The 12,847-nt window shown below is 72.1% G+C and carries 18 protein-coding genes; 8 read left to right on the top strand and 10 right to left on the bottom strand.

Features of this window, described 5'->3' with window-relative positions; translation table 11 throughout:
- Positions 1–27: 27 nt before the first annotated feature.
- The 4 genes from H4W81_RS15005 to H4W81_RS14990 form a co-directional block, all read right to left on the bottom strand.
- Complete coding sequence (locus H4W81_RS15005; RefSeq protein ID WP_192775374.1) at positions 28–381, bottom strand: ArsR/SmtB family transcription factor; 354 nt, start codon at positions 379–381, stop codon at positions 28–30.
- Positions 378–824, bottom strand: coding sequence for an SRPBCC domain-containing protein (locus H4W81_RS15000; protein ID WP_192775373.1), 447 nt, complete (start codon positions 822–824; stop codon positions 378–380). Before H4W81_RS15000 ends, H4W81_RS15005 begins: the two co-directional genes overlap by 4 nt.
- A 368-nt stretch (positions 825–1,192) precedes the next feature.
- Positions 1,193–2,086 (bottom strand): IS982 family transposase, encoded by an 894-nt coding sequence (locus H4W81_RS14995; protein ID WP_192773486.1) that lies wholly within the window; start codon positions 2,084–2,086, stop codon positions 1,193–1,195.
- 156 nt (positions 2,087–2,242) lie between these two features.
- A complete protein-coding gene (locus H4W81_RS14990; RefSeq protein ID WP_192775372.1) occupies positions 2,243–3,190 on the bottom strand; it encodes a helix-turn-helix domain-containing protein in 948 nt (315 codons plus the stop codon).
- A 72-nt stretch (positions 3,191–3,262) separates the two neighbouring features.
- Here H4W81_RS14990 and H4W81_RS14985 point away from each other — a divergent pair, with 72 nt between their 5' ends.
- A complete protein-coding gene (locus H4W81_RS14985) occupies positions 3,263–3,583 on the top strand; it encodes a cupin domain-containing protein (protein ID WP_192775371.1) in 321 nt (106 codons plus the stop codon).
- A 24-nt stretch (positions 3,584–3,607) separates the two neighbouring features.
- On the opposite strand, the gene H4W81_RS14980 is transcribed toward H4W81_RS14985, so the two are convergent.
- On the bottom strand, positions 3,608–4,240 hold the full coding sequence (locus H4W81_RS14980) for a maleylpyruvate isomerase family mycothiol-dependent enzyme (RefSeq protein ID WP_192775370.1): 633 nt from the start codon (positions 4,238–4,240) through the stop codon (positions 3,608–3,610).
- A 56-nt stretch (positions 4,241–4,296) separates the two neighbouring features.
- Between H4W81_RS14980 and H4W81_RS14975 the strand changes: the two genes are divergently transcribed.
- The 3 genes from H4W81_RS14975 to H4W81_RS14965 all read left to right on the top strand — a co-directional run bounded on the left by H4W81_RS14975 (position 4,297) and on the right by H4W81_RS14965 (position 6,217).
- Positions 4,297–4,722: a MarR family winged helix-turn-helix transcriptional regulator gene (locus tag H4W81_RS14975; protein ID WP_192775369.1), complete on the top strand. Its 426-nt coding sequence runs from the start codon at positions 4,297–4,299 to the stop codon at positions 4,720–4,722.
- A gap of 155 nt (positions 4,723–4,877) precedes the next feature.
- Positions 4,878–5,282, top strand: a complete 405-nt coding sequence (locus tag H4W81_RS14970) for a hypothetical protein (RefSeq protein ID WP_192775368.1) — start codon at positions 4,878–4,880, stop codon at positions 5,280–5,282.
- Positions 5,279–6,217, top strand: coding sequence for an NAD-dependent epimerase/dehydratase family protein (locus H4W81_RS14965; RefSeq protein WP_192775367.1), 939 nt, complete (start codon positions 5,279–5,281; stop codon positions 6,215–6,217). Before H4W81_RS14970 ends, H4W81_RS14965 begins: the two co-directional genes overlap by 4 nt.
- Here the strand turns inward: H4W81_RS14965 and H4W81_RS50050 are convergent.
- Positions 6,183–6,704 (bottom strand): AMP-binding protein, encoded by a 522-nt coding sequence (locus H4W81_RS50050; protein ID WP_420538721.1) that lies wholly within the window; start codon positions 6,702–6,704, stop codon positions 6,183–6,185. The genes H4W81_RS14965 and H4W81_RS50050 overlap by 35 nt on opposite strands.
- Before the next feature lie 124 nt (positions 6,705–6,828).
- On the opposite strand from H4W81_RS50050, the gene H4W81_RS14955 reads away from it, so the two are divergent.
- Positions 6,829–7,137 (top strand): hypothetical protein, encoded by a 309-nt coding sequence (locus H4W81_RS14955; protein ID WP_192775365.1) that lies wholly within the window; start codon positions 6,829–6,831, stop codon positions 7,135–7,137.
- Positions 7,138–7,206: 69 nt separating this feature from the next.
- On the opposite strand, the gene H4W81_RS14950 is transcribed toward H4W81_RS14955, so the two are convergent.
- Positions 7,207–8,064 carry an NAD(P)H-binding protein gene (locus H4W81_RS14950; protein ID WP_192775364.1) on the bottom strand — a complete coding sequence of 286 codons (858 nt, stop codon included), beginning with the start codon at positions 8,062–8,064 and terminating at the stop codon, positions 7,207–7,209.
- Between the two features lie 81 nt (positions 8,065–8,145).
- On the opposite strand from H4W81_RS14950, the gene H4W81_RS14945 reads away from it, so the two are divergent.
- On the top strand, positions 8,146–9,084 hold the full coding sequence (locus H4W81_RS14945) for an AraC family transcriptional regulator (protein ID WP_318781748.1): 939 nt from the start codon (positions 8,146–8,148) through the stop codon (positions 9,082–9,084).
- On the opposite strand, the gene H4W81_RS14940 is transcribed toward H4W81_RS14945, so the two are convergent.
- A complete protein-coding gene (locus H4W81_RS14940; protein ID WP_192775363.1) occupies positions 9,081–9,857 on the bottom strand; it encodes an SDR family oxidoreductase in 777 nt (258 codons plus the stop codon). The two genes, H4W81_RS14945 and H4W81_RS14940, sit on opposite strands and share 4 nt — an antisense overlap.
- A gap of 142 nt (positions 9,858–9,999) precedes the next feature.
- Complete coding sequence (locus H4W81_RS14935; protein ID WP_192775362.1) at positions 10,000–10,560, bottom strand: GNAT family N-acetyltransferase; 561 nt, start codon at positions 10,558–10,560, stop codon at positions 10,000–10,002.
- Between the two features lie 38 nt (positions 10,561–10,598).
- Here H4W81_RS14935 and H4W81_RS14930 point away from each other — a divergent pair, with 38 nt between their 5' ends.
- Both H4W81_RS14930 and H4W81_RS14925 read left to right on the top strand, forming a co-directional pair.
- Positions 10,599–11,324 carry an alanyl-tRNA editing protein gene (locus H4W81_RS14930; RefSeq protein ID WP_192775361.1) on the top strand — a complete coding sequence of 242 codons (726 nt, stop codon included), beginning with the start codon at positions 10,599–10,601 and terminating at the stop codon, positions 11,322–11,324.
- Positions 11,321–11,896, top strand: a complete 576-nt coding sequence (locus tag H4W81_RS14925) for a helix-turn-helix domain-containing protein (protein ID WP_318781747.1) — start codon at positions 11,321–11,323, stop codon at positions 11,894–11,896. The genes H4W81_RS14930 and H4W81_RS14925 overlap by 4 nt, the downstream gene beginning before the upstream one ends.
- A 119-nt stretch (positions 11,897–12,015) precedes the next feature.
- Here the strand turns inward: H4W81_RS14925 and H4W81_RS14920 are convergent, their stop codons facing one another.
- Positions 12,016–12,774: a ZIP family metal transporter gene (locus H4W81_RS14920; RefSeq protein WP_192775360.1), complete on the bottom strand. Its 759-nt coding sequence runs from the start codon at positions 12,772–12,774 to the stop codon at positions 12,016–12,018.
- Positions 12,775–12,847 lie beyond the last annotated feature (73 nt).

The raw sequence follows: 12,847 nt of genomic DNA, 5'->3' as shown, positions 1-12,847 counted from the left end.
ACAGGGCTGATGAGGGAAAGCGGCGAGCTAGGGCGAATCCCGTTCCACTGCCTCAGCGATGCGCTTGATGTTCGCCAGCCGTCGATCCCAGTCGGCGGCGAGCGCGGCCATCCACCGCGCCGTCGCGTCCAGCGCCGCGGGCCGCACCGCGTACCGCACCTCGCGTCCGACCCGCCTGCCGGAGACCAGCCCGGCGGCGTCCAGGACGGCGAGGTGCTTGACCACCGCCTGCCGCGAGATGGGAAGTCGTTCGGCGAGCGTTGTCGCGGTGACCTCGCCGTGTACGGCGAGCAGATCCAGCAGCTGCCGTCGAGTCGGGTCGGCCAGCGCCACGAGAACGCTGTCGACCCCCTCGACGGCGCTGCGAGATTCGTCTGTCATGCGGATGGCTGTTCGGCGCGCGTCTTGAGCGCGTCGAACACCTGGGGCCAGCCGCCGCTGTTATCCTTCACCGCCTTGCTGCGCAGCTCCTCGGACCCGGTCAGCGCCGCGAATCCGCTCTCGACGACGCGGAGCCGCGTCTTGTCGCCTTCCTGGGTCAACGTGAACTCGACGAGGGTGCTGTTGTCCTCGCGCAGCTCTTCACCGGGGAACGCGCTGGCCCAGCGGTAGGCCACGTACGTCGGCGGCTCGACCTTCTCCACACGCACCGGGAAGTCGCCGTACTCGGCGTTCTTGGCCACCATCGACTCGCCTTCCTTGGCCGCGGTGCCGGCCACGCTCGCTGGGTCGGCCACCCAGAACCCGGGTTCGGTCACCAGCGACCAGACCCGCTCCATGGATGCCGCGATCAGGGTTTCGCGCTCGATCCGATCCTCGCTCATGAGGAGACTCCTTCGCCTTGCCTTTGGATGCAACTCCAGGGTTGCACATCGATCCCTCAAGGCGCAACCCGAGGGTTGCACTTCGTGTGTGGTGGGTTCGGGTGGGCTTCGGCTGGCGCGCGGCTAAGGCGACCACTGCCTCGGAGCGCCGCTCGGCCGCCTCGAGGCACAGATCGCCATCGGCACCATGCTGGCGCGGCTGCCCGGCCTGCGGCTGGACGGCTCACCCGCCGGTCTGAGCTGGAAACCGGGCGACTTCCTGCGCGGCCTTACGGCACTACCTGTCCGGTTCACTTCTTCGCGATTGCGTTGAGACGGAGTACCGCCACGGAACAGCTGGGTGCTAGACGAGTAAGTCCTAAGTCGGGTTAGTGGTCATAGGCGATCAGTGACCGGGTGACGGGCTGGCCGGTAGCGCGGTTGTGCCAAATAGCGGCGGTCAACGCCAAGATGCGCTGGGCGATGCGCGCGCCGACCCCCTCAGGGCTGCGTCCGCCGTGGAGTTCCAGGTCGAGTTGGCCTTTGAGGGTGTCGTTGACCGATTCGATGAGCTGGCGGATGGGTTTGAGGAGCTGCTCGCCCGGGCGGGGTGTGCGGTTGCGGTAGGACGGCCGCAGCAGCCGCACGCCCCGTTCGGCCAGGTAGTGGTCCAGTTCGGCCGAGACGTAGCCCTTGTCGGCGATGATCAGCAGCCCGGGTCGGGTGGCGAGCAGATGCGGGTCGTGGTCCAAGACGGCCATCAGCACCTGCCGTTCGTCGATCTTCGGGGTGGCCAGGGCCCAGCTGATCGGCAGTCCGGCCGGGGTGCAGACCAGGTGCAGCCGCAGACCCCAAAACCAGCGGGAGTGGGAGCGGCAGTAGCCGTAGCCGGCCCAGCCGGCCAGGTCCGAGCGCTGCGTGGTGGGGCGGGAGCGGCCGCATTCGACCGGGGTGGAGTCGACCACCCAGACCGGGTCGGCCCACAGATCGGTGTCGAGGGCCAGGGCCCGGATGGCGCGCTGGAGCAGGGGCAGGGCCGCGCGGAGCCGTTTGTTGTAGCCGGATTGGCCGGGCAGGTAGGGGAAGGCGCCGGGCAGGTGCCGGGGGACGAACCGCAGCCAGCGGGCCTCGGAGCCGATCCCGAGCAGGACTTGGGCGACCGCTAAGGTCAGCAGTTCGGCGTCGGTCAGCTTGGGTGGGCGGCCGAGGCGGGGCGCTTTGCCGAGCCAGTCGTCGATCTTCACGTACAGTGCGGTGAGAAGGGTGTTGAGGTCTGTCGTCACAAACGGATCATCAACACCCTTCGTCGTTCCCGCAGCCGAAACGACTTAGGACTTACTCGTCTAGAGGTGCGACCGGGCCGCCTACCGGAATGTCAGCTCGATGCCGCTGGACGCGAGGGTGCTGATCCTGGCGTATCCACCCGAGATGAGCGCGGCCTACCGGCCGAAGGCGCGCCGGTAGGCGGCGGGTGTGGTGCGCAGGGCGCGGTGGAAGCGCCGGCGAAGGTTGGCCGCCGATGACAGCCCGACCCGCGTGGCGATCGTCTCGACAGGGAGGTCGGTCTCCTCCAGCAGGGCCTGGGCGGCCGCGATGCGTTGCGCCAGCAGCCACCTGCCGGGGCTGACGCCGAGTTGCTCGGCGAACCTGCGGGCGAGCGTGCGGGCGGACACCCCGGCCTGGACGGCGAGAGCGTCCAGATCGAGCGGTTCGTGCAGCCGTTCGGCGGCCCAGTCGAGGAGGGGCGCCAGCGAGTCGGGCCGCCGGCCCTCGGCTGCGGGGGCGGCGTACTGCAGCTGGCCGCCCTCCCTGTGCGGCGGCATGACCATGTGCCTGGCGACCTGCGCGGCGTAGGCGGCGCCCTGGTCGCCACGGACCAGGTGCAGGCACAGGTCGATGCCCGCCGCGGTGCCCGCGCTGGTGGCGATGTCACCCAGGTCGACGTACAGGACGTCGGGGTCCACCTCGACGTCGGGAAAGCGCGCCGCCAGCTCGGCGGCCATCCGCCAGTGCGTGGTGGCCCTGCGCCGGTCGAGCAGTCCCGCCTGGGCCAGCAGGAAGGCGCCCGAGCAGATCGAGACCAGCCGCGCGCCGCGCTCGTGCGCTCGCCGCAGCGCGCCGAGCACGGCGGGCGCGACGGGCTCCTCAGGGCGCTGCCAGCCCGGGATCACGATCGTGTCGGCCGACTCCATCGCCGCCAGGCCCTCGCCGACCCCCATGTCGTAGCCCGCGAGGGTGGGCACCGGGCCCGGCCGTTCGGCGCACACCGTGAACTCGTAGCGGGACGGCAGGCCGGGACGGCTGACCCCGAAGACCTCGGCGGCGCACGCCAGCTCGAAGGTGGACTGCGGCGGCAGCGCCAGGGCCACGACTCGATGACGGTGCATGGCAAGAAAGTACCTGAGAACGTCAATCAGGACACTCGTGCCCGGCCCGCCGACGCGGCCACGATAGGGGCCATGACGGAAACCGGAGACATGAAGATCCTGCGGGTCGACGAGGTGGAAGCGGTGGAGGTGTCGCCCGGGATCGTCCGGCGCGGGCTGCCCGCCACCGACCAGGCGCGCGGATGGATGTACGACTTCGCGCCGGGCGCCGAATGGCCGGAGGTGGACGTGCACGAAGGGGAGGAGCGCTACTACGTCGTGTCGGGGGAGTTCATCGACAACGGCCACCGGCTCGGGCCGGGCAGTTACGTGGTCTTCGCGCCGGGCAGCGCGCACCGTCCCCGGACGGAGACGGGAGCGCGCATGCTCGGCATCAGCATCCCCCCGCGATGAGGGGTGGCACCGTCCCGATCCGAGTCACGACAGCCGCGCGGGCAGCGCCGCCGCGCCCGCGCCGCCGAGGCCCGGCAGGGCGGCGGGCCGCGCGGCCACCAGCAGGAGCAGCGCCTGAATGGGCCCCTCCACCACGTCTCCCTCGCCGACCGACCAGTCCACGTCGGTGGCGACCAGGCGCAGGCCGCGCAGCCGGCGCTGAGCGAAGAACGGGAAGCCACGGTTCCAGATGTGGCCGGCGGCGGTCCGGGCCGCCTCGAGCGGCATGACGCGCTCGATGCCCAGCGGCACGGCGATGTCCTGGCCGTGCACGAGCGCGTCGAACAGCGGGTCGAGCGGCTTGGTGCCGGGTGCGAGACGCCGCGAGACGGCTGAGGCGCGGATCTGCTCGACGATCTCGGCGGCCGGTGTCCTGGCGTGCCGTACGGCGGTGTCGTGGATCATGCGGTCGAAGCTGCCGCGCGCCCTGACGAGCTCGACCAGTGCCCGGCCGTTCGAGATGGTCGGTCCGAGCGCGAGGTGGGCGGCCACGTCGCGCACCCGCCAGCCGGCGCACAGGGACGGCCGCTCCCACTCGTCGTCGGACAGGGCGTCGAGCAGGTCGGCCAGGCCGTACCGCTCGGCTTGGATGGCCGCCCAGATCTCTTCACGGTTCATCGCTGACCTCCTAAGGTAACCTGAATATAATGCTGCCTTAGCAATTGGAGAAGGCCTTGGCCGCGACGCATCCGCCGCACATCGTCGCCCTGCTGTACGAGGCCTATCTGCGCGTCTCCGACGTCGTCTTCGAGGCGGGCAGGTCCTTCGACGCCCGTCTCAGGCCCGCTCACTCGGCGGTGTTCTTCCACATGGAGCACGAGGGCATCCGGCTGGTCAGGCTGGCGGAGAAGGCCCAGATGACGCCGCAGGCCATGGGGGATCTGGTCGACGACCTCGAGGAGCTGGGGTACCTGCGCAGGGTGCCCGACCCCGCCGACCGCAGGGCCAAGCTCATCGTCTTCACCGACAGGGGGGACGAGGCGCTGAAGGCCGGATACGCCGCGATCGACGAGCTCGAACGCCGCCTCGCGGCCCTGCTCGGCAAGGACGGCCTCGCCGCGCTGCACACCACCCTGAGCCGCATCATCACCGACTTCTGACGCCGAGGCCGAGCAGGCCGTCGGATCACTCACCAGAAGTTCCTTTCTCCTCACGCCACATGAATGACGTGTGTGCGTCAGATCACAGCCAGGGCATGTCACAGCCGTTCCTCGTCGACCCGTCTGATGCACGAAGACGGAAGAAAGGACGGATCATGACTACGGGTCGTTTCGTCAAAGTCGTCGTCGTGCTGGCCGCGCTGTCGATGCTGGCCACCGGGATATGGGCACGGGTCGATCCGGCGAGTTTCGCCGTGTGGGCCAACTGGCCGAACCACGTGCACTTCCTGCACGACGCCGGGGTGTTCCAGATCGGCATCGGGCTGATGCTGCTGTGCGCGCTGTGGTGGCGCGACGTCGTGGGGGTGGTGCTGGCGGGCTTCGTGTTCACCAACACCTTCCACGCGGTGAACCACGCGGTCGACCTCGAACTCGGCGGCGGTCACGTCAGCGACGTGTGGTCGCTGCTGGCGATCTCGCTGGTCGCCGCGGCCGGGCTCGTGGCCAGGCTGCGCACACTTCATCACCGAAGGACCGCCAAGGAAGGGGCGAACGCGTGAACGTCCTGCTCGCAGGGGCCACCGGCACGCTGGGCTCGGTCCTGATCCGCCACCTGCTCGCCGCCGGTCACACGGTGCTGGGCATCACGAGGTCCGGCGGCGGCGCCCGGCGGCTCGCCGAGGCGGGTGCCGTCCCGGTGGTCGCGGACATGATGGACCGCGCGGCCCTGCTGGCCGCGCTCGAGGGCCGGCAGGCGGACGCGCTGATCCACGAGGCCACCGCGATCACCGGGCTGCCGCTGTTCCACCGCGCTCTCTACGCCACCGACGCCCTGCGCGACCGCGGCACGGCCCACCTCATCGAGGCGGCGGGGCTGGTGGGCGCGCGCAGGTTCGTCACCCAGTCGTTCTTCCTGGGGTACGGCTACCGCGACCACGGCGCGGACCCGGTCACCGAGGACCGCCCGTTCGCCGAGCCGGGACAGGGCGCCTTCGACCCGCACATGCGCTCGATGCGCGCCAACGAGGAGCAGGTGTTCGGCACGCCGGGCCTCGAAGGCGTCTCCCTTCGCTACGGCATGTTCTACGGCCCCGAAGCGTCGACGCGGAAGCTGATGGAGATGACGAGGAAGCGGATGCTCCCCGTGCCGGACCCGGCGGGCACCGTCTCGCTCATCCACATCGAGGACGCCGCCTCCGCCACGGTGGCCGCGCTCGAACGCGGCGGCGCCGGACGGGCCTACAACGTCGCGGACGACCATCCCGTCCGCTTCGACGACTACGTCAGGGCGCTCGCCTCGGCTGCGGGCGCGCGGCCGCCGCTGAGGATGCCCAGCGCCCTGCTGCGCCCGATGCCGTACATGTACGCGCTCATGGTGGGCACCCGCATCCGGCTGAGCTCCGAGCGGGCCAAGCGCGAGCTGGGCTGGGCGCCCAGGTATCCCTCCTACCGCGAAGGGCTCACCCACGGACTCTCGCCCTCCCCTGCGTCTTGACCCGACGAAGGACGGCGCCGCCCCCGGGAGCCGGCTCCCGGGGGCGCCGGTGACCAGCGCCGACATGGCGCAGTAGTACTGCGCGTTGGCGTGGAACAGCGGCAGCACCACCAGCCAGCGGTCGTCGGGCGCCACGTCGTCGGACACGGCCTGCTCGACCGCGGGGCGGGCACACCACGACGCGGCAGCGCGCGTGCCCGACGATGTGCCGCAGCTCTGCCACGCTGGTCTGCGGGTCGGCGGGCACGACGATCGCGCCGATCAGGGCGGCGCCGAACCAGCAGGCCAGGAACTCGGGGCGGTTGTCCAGCACCAGGGCGACCCGATCACCCCTGCCGACGCCCGCACCGGCGAGGACGGCGGCGCCCCGCTCCGCGAGCCGCGCGGCGGCCGCGTAGTCGAGCCCGGTGGTCGACTCCCCGTCGTCGAACGCGAGGAACGGCGCGTGCGGCGTCGCCGCCGCCCGGGTGGCCAGCAGCGATCCCACGGTCTGGCGCCCGAACGGCAGCAGGCCCGCGGTCACGATCCACCGCCGAGGGCGTGCTTGCGCACCTTGCCCGTGGGCGAGCGCGGCAGGTCGTCGACCAGGTGACTGGCTGCACACCGGCGACGTGGTACGGGTCGAGCCCGACGGCTACGTCAGCTTCCTCGACAGGGAGACCGACATCCTCAAACCCGACACCGAGAACGTCTCCCGGAGAGATCGAGCGGGTGCTGTGCGAGCATCCGTCGGTGCTCGACGCGGGCGGTGGCGGGCGCCGCCGACGAGGACGGCAGGCAGCCGATCGTACTTCCGCGAGGCCGCCTTCAACGTCGACCTCGGCGAGTACGCCACCCTGCTCGACTCCGAGCGGTCGTGGTCAACATTCACCAGGTCTACCGCGAGCTCGACCCCGAGCAGCCCAGGCTCGACCAGCTGACGCTGATGTCCATGATGGCCGAGTGGCAGGGCCCAGCGCATCTGAGAGCGTCGGCCACCATCGGTGGCGCTAGTCGCCTCCCCGCTCCGTGGCCGGTCCACGGCCCTGGTCACGCCAGAACCGGGCCGTCCGCTGGGCGTAGGCGCGGAAGCTGCCCGGCTCGCGGCCGAGCGCCCTTCGCACCCCGTCGGAGCGGCCGGGGCTGCGCCCCTGCCCGATGTGCTCGAACAGGGCGACGACCGCCGCCGCGAACTCCGCCGGGTAGCCGCGGGCCACGAGCTCCTCCCGGTTGCGCTCGCCGCTGACGGCAGTGAACCGGAGGGGCCGGCCGGCCGCCCGCGCGATCTCGTCCACGGCCTCGCCCCAGGTGAGCGCGTCGGGCCCGGACAGCTCGTAGACCTGCCCGTCGTGGCCGGGCTTGGTCATCGCCGCGACCGCGACCTCTGCGACGTCCTCCAGGTCCACGAACGGCTCGCGTCCCTCGCCCGTGGCCAGCCGTACCTCCCCTTCGGCCACCGCATCCACGAGCAGCCGGTCCTCGCTGAAGTTCTGCGCGAACCAGGTCGGACGCAGGATCGTCCACGCCGCTCCCGACTCCCGCACCGCCTGCTCGGCGGCGAGCCCCGCAGCGTCGTCGAGCTCGGCCCACGCCCTCGCGGACAGCAGGACCAGCCGTTCGACACCGTGCGCCACCGCCAGCTCGGCGAACGGCCGCAGCCGCTCGGCCGCGTTTCCGCCCTGGGGGCCGACCAGGTACGCCGCGCCGACGCCGGACAGCGCGGGGAGCCACGTCCGCTCGTCCGCCCAGTCGAACCGCCGCGCGCTCGATCGGGACGCTACTCGGGGGGTGAAGCCGCGCTCGCGCAGCCCGGCGGCCACTCTGCGGCCGGTCTTGCCCGTGCCGCCCACAACCAGAATCTCTGTCATGGAGTCAGTCAACCGGCAGAGCTCCGGACGATGAATGGCTGAAGAGCTGAGTCAGATGTTCGAGCGTCTAGAATCCCGAGGGTGGAAGACGCGCTGTCGAGCCTGCTGCACGACGTCCGGCCCGCTGGGGCGCTGTTCGACCAGTCGATCGTGCGGCCGCCGTGGTCGCTGCGCTTCGTCGAGGACACGCCGCTGACCCTGCTCACGATGCTGAGCGGCGAAGCGTGGGTGACACCCGACGGCGGCGAGCCCGTCCTGCTGCGGACCCAGGACGTCGCGCTCGTCCTGGGGCCTGAGCCGTACACGGTGGCCGACGCCCCCAGCACCCCGCCCCTGGCCGTCGTCCATGACGCCGAGCGGTGCACGACCCCCGACGGGCAGGCCGCGGAGGGCCTGGCGATGTGCGGCTACGAGGGCGACCTCGACACCTCCACGGTGCTGCTCAAGGGCACCTACCAGGTGCGCGGCAGCGTCTCGCGGCGGGTGCTCGACGCGCTGCCCCGGATCGCGCTGGTCCCCGCGGGGCCCGACGGCTGCCCGGCGCTGAACATGATCGTCGGCGAGATCCGCAGGGACAAGCCCGGCCGGCAGGCGGTCCTCGACCGGCTGCTCGACCTGCTGCTGGTGGCCAGCCTGCGGGAGTGGTTCGATCGCCCGGAGTCCGCCGCCCCCGCCTGGTACCAGGCGCACGGTGATCCACTGGTCGGCCGCGCCCTGCGGCTCATCCACGAGAACCCGGCGCACCCGTGGACCGTCGCGGAGCTGGCCCGGAAGGCGGGCGCGTCGCGGGCGACGTTCGCCCAGCGCTTCGCCGAGCTGGTGGGCCAGCCGCCCATGACCTACCTGACCGAGTGGCGGCTCTGCCAGGCGTGCGACCTGCTGGCCTCGTCCGACGCCACCGTCGAGGCCATCGCGCACCGGGTCGGCTACTCCAACGCGTATGCGCTGAGCGTCGCCTTCAAGCGCGTCCTCGGCATGAGGCCGAGCGAGCATCGCGCGGCCGGCAGAGCTCTCGTCTAGGCGAGCCCGCCGTTGCTCATCAGCAGTTGACCGTTGATCCACTGACCCTCCGGCGAGCAGAGGAAGTCCACGAGGTGCGCGGTGTCCTGCGGCGTGCCGAGGCGGCCGAGCGGCGTCTGGCTGACGCAGGTGGCCCGCAGCTCGTCGGACATCCAGCCGGTGTCCACCGGTCCGGGGTTGACGACGTTGGCGGTGACGCCGAGGTGGGCCAGCTCGCGGGCGGCGGCCAGGGTGATGCGGTCCAGCGCGCCCTTGCTCGCGCCGTACGGCAGGTTGCCGACCGTGTGGTCGCTGGTGAGGCTGATGATCCGGCCGCTGCCGTGGGCGCCGGAGTAGCGCGTGCCGTACTCACGGATCAGCAGCCAGGTGGCGCGGGCGTTGACCGCGAAGTGCCGGTCGAAGCTCTCCACCGTGGTGTTGAGCAGGCCCGAGTCGACCGACTCGCAGTGGCACATCACGAGCGCGGTGACGGCACCGAGCAGGCGTTCGGCCTCGTCGAAGATCCGCGCGGGAGTGCCGGGGTCGGCGAGGTCCGCCTCGATCGACGCGGTGGCCGCGCCGTGCCGGGCGAGGTCTCTCTCGATCGCGGCGCTCGCCCCTGACTCGACGCCCCAGCTCATGCGCGCGTCGTAGGGGGTCCAGTAGGTGTGGGCGATGTCCCAGCCCGACGCGGCCAGCCGGCGGGCGATGCCCGCGCCGATGCCGACGGTACGGCCCACGCCGGTCCCCAGCGCGAGGGGGCGGGAGGCGGCGGGCGAGCGCTCGATGGTCACGGGAGGGATCGTCCGGGATCGGCCCGGCCGGGGCAACTCCTTTTGCCCGCACGGCGGTGTACTCGCCCAGAACGATGTCGCAGGCGGGCGGGCGCCGGGACGGCGGAAGCGATTGAGGGTTCTTTCGAAAGGGATCCGTGCGTCATCTCGGAAGTGCGGCGGATTCGGGCCCGGGCGGGAGTGTGAGTTCATAGCGGCTGACGTAGGTGCGGGGGCCGTCGTCGCGGCGCTGCCCGGGGGCCCCGCCCACGGGCGCGTCTCCTCGGTGAAGGAAGCCGCGCGCCTCGTAGTAGGCGCGGAGTCCGGCGTTGGCCGCCACGCAGTCGAGTCGCAGGAGGTGCCGGCCGTTGCACCGTGCGGTGTCCGCTGACCAGTCGAGGAGGAGCGCGCCCAGACCTGCCGCCTGGCGGCGGACCGCCATCCGGTGGACGTAGCCGGCGGCCCCGCCGGCGTCGGCCCACAGGGGGTCTGCCCAGTCGAGGGTGAGTGTGCCGGCGGTCGCGGTGCCGACGCGGGCGAGCCAGGTCTCGCCACGCTCGATCGCGCCTTCGATCCAGGAGCTCTCGAAGCGCTCCGGCCACTGGGTGATGCCGCGCCGACGCAGCCAGGCCGCCGCCTCGTCGAGCACGTCCAGCACCTCGGCGGCATCGGCGGCCGATGCGCGGTGGAAGGTGACCGCCGCGCCGTTCCAGGTCGTCTCCATACGCGAATGCTATCCAAGGCGTTCGATAAGATGAACGTATGGTTCATCACAGCAGTGCGGCTGGAAGTGGGCAGGCCGCTCTCTACCTGCAGGACACCTATCTCACCGACGTCGTCACCAACGTGGTCGCGGCCGGGCGGGACGACGCCGGCGGCGTGTGGGTCGCGGTGCGGCACAGCATCTTCCACCCCCAAGGCGGCGGCCAGCCCGCGGACCGCGGCTGGCTGGGCGCGTGCGAGGTCGTCCCGGTACGCCATGCCGCGAGCGGCCTGGTGGTGCTCCATGCCCGCCAGGGCGGCGGGTTGGACGGCCTGGCCGAGGGCGATGCCGTCCACGCGCGCGTCGACACCGGTCTGCGCCGGCTCCACGCCGCGCTCCACACCGCCGGCCACCTCGTCGAAGCGGCGGGCCGGGGCGAAGGCTGGACACTGGCCGCCAACAACCACTTCCCTGACCAGGCCCGCATCGAGTTCACCCCGCCCGAGGCCGGTGCGCACCTGGCCGAGGTCGAGGAGCGGGACAAGGCCACCGACCGGCTGCGCTCGTTCGTGGACCTGGCGATCGCCGACGACCTTCCGGTCACCGCGGACCACGACGGCGAGGGGCGCCGGGTCGTACGGCTGGGCGACCTGCACGCCGCGCCGTGCGGCGGCACGCACGTGCGCAGCCTCGCCGAACTGGAGCACGTGACGATTCCCGCGGTGAAGCTGAAGAAGGGCCGTGTCCGCGTCTCCTACTCCGCCTCCCACAGGCAGCCCCGGTGAGCGCCCCCGACCGCGACCGCCGTCCCGCCAGCAGCGCCGCCGCGGCGGCCGGAGCCCAGATCCAGCGTCGCCGCCGGCAGCGCGGAATGAGCCAGGCCGAGCTGGCCCGGCGGACCGGGTTGAGCAAGGCGACGCTGTCCCAGCTGGAGGCAGGCATGGGCAACCCCACGATCGACACCCTGGACGCCATCGCCGTCGCCCTGGCCATCCCGCTCACAGACCTGCTCACCCGCCACGGCGACCCTGCCACCGTGCACCTCCCGTCGACCACCGCCGCCGAGGAGGACCCCACGCGGGAGTTGCTGCGCCGGATCAGCGGCGGCCACAGCCTGGAGATCTGGCGGCTGCGCCTACCGGTGAACACCACCGTCGACGGCGTCCCGCACGCGCCGGGCACGATCGAGCACCTCCTGGTCGCGTCCGGCCGCCTCGTCGCCGGCCCCGCCGACGATCCACGCCACCTGGCGCCCGGAGACATGCTCGCCTTCGCCGGCGACGCCCCGCACTCCTACCGCACCGGCGACATCCCCGCCGACGTCACGGTCGTCATCGCCTCCCCGGTCGCCGGCTGACGCCGGGGAACCCGCGTCGAACCCCTCCAGCCGTTCCGGCGCGTGCGCCCGGTGCAGTTCCCAGGTGGGGAGTTCTTGTCGATCAGGTCAAACGGGCCCACCACCTCTCGGTCGGTGGCTCAGCCGCCGGCTTGTGAGACGCCGAAGGCGAGCAGGAAGCCGGACACCGTGACGAGCCCGGTCAGCAGGTGCGCGTCCTCGAACGCCTCGGGAATCATGGTGTCGGCGATCATCGTGAGGATAGCGCCGCCGGCCAGGGCCGTGATGGCGGCCAGTATCACCTGCGGGGCGTCGCCGAGCAGCGTGTAGCCGGCCAGCGACGCCAGGCCGCTGACGACCGCGATCCCGCCCCACAGCCCGAAGACGTAGCGCGGGGAGCGGCCCGCGGCGCGCATGCCGGCCGCGCTGGACAGGCCCTCCGGCACGTTGCTGATGAACACCGCCGCCACGGTGACCGCACTCACGGCTCCGCCGCCGAGCAGGCTGACGCCGATCACGATCGACTCCGGCACGCCGTCGAGCAGGGCGCCGACGGCGATGGCCTGGCCCGACCCACTCTGCTGCGCCTCCGACGGCTGCCGGCCGCCGCCCGAGCGCTTGCGATGCCGGGCGCCACGGCGGGCCAGCGCGATGTTGCAGCCGGTGTAGATCACCGCTCCGCAGAGGGCGCCCGCCGCCGTGGGCGCGAGTCCGGCCCGGTCGTGCGCTTCGGCGATCAGCTCGAACGAGACCGCGGACAGCAGCACGCCTGCTCCGAACGCCATGACGGAGGCGACGAGCCGCGGTGGCAGGCGCGCCACGTAGCCCGCGAGGGCGCCCAGCACCAGCGCGGAGCCGGCCAGGAGACCCCAGCCGCCGGCCTGCAACCACAGTGGCATGAATCAGTCGCTGCCCGCGGGCTCAGACCCCCAAACCGGACCCTGGACGCCCTGGGGCCGGCGCCGCTACAGC

It is taken from the genome of Nonomuraea africana, from assembly GCF_014873535.1.
Classification (GTDB): Bacteria; Actinomycetota; Actinomycetes; order Streptosporangiales; family Streptosporangiaceae; genus Nonomuraea; species Nonomuraea africana.
Note: the sequence above shows the minus strand (reverse complement) of the source record. Positions and strands in the feature narration are given on the sequence as shown.

Coding starts and splice junctions, on each gene's coding strand:
- H4W81_RS15005 (WP_192775374.1), bottom strand. CDS start 381: ATGACAGACGAATCTCGCAGCGCCGTCGAGGGGGTCGACAGCGTTCTC.
- H4W81_RS15000 (WP_192775373.1), bottom strand. CDS start 824: ATGAGCGAGGATCGGATCGAGCGCGAAACCCTGATCGCGGCATCCATG.
- H4W81_RS14990 (WP_192775372.1), bottom strand. CDS start 3,190: ATGCACCGTCATCGAGTCGTGGCCCTGGCGCTGCCGCCGCAGTCCACC.
- H4W81_RS14985 (WP_192775371.1), top strand. CDS start 3,263: ATGACGGAAACCGGAGACATGAAGATCCTGCGGGTCGACGAGGTGGAA.
- H4W81_RS14980 (WP_192775370.1), bottom strand. CDS start 4,240: ATGAACCGTGAAGAGATCTGGGCGGCCATCCAAGCCGAGCGGTACGGC.
- H4W81_RS14970 (WP_192775368.1), top strand. CDS start 4,878: ATGACTACGGGTCGTTTCGTCAAAGTCGTCGTCGTGCTGGCCGCGCTG.
- H4W81_RS14950 (WP_192775364.1), bottom strand. CDS start 8,064: ATGACAGAGATTCTGGTTGTGGGCGGCACGGGCAAGACCGGCCGCAGA.
- H4W81_RS14935 (WP_192775362.1), bottom strand. CDS start 10,560: ATGGAGACGACCTGGAACGGCGCGGCGGTCACCTTCCACCGCGCATCG.
- H4W81_RS14930 (WP_192775361.1), top strand. CDS start 10,599: ATGGTTCATCACAGCAGTGCGGCTGGAAGTGGGCAGGCCGCTCTCTAC.
- H4W81_RS14920 (WP_192775360.1), bottom strand. CDS start 12,774: ATGCCACTGTGGTTGCAGGCCGGCGGCTGGGGTCTCCTGGCCGGCTCC.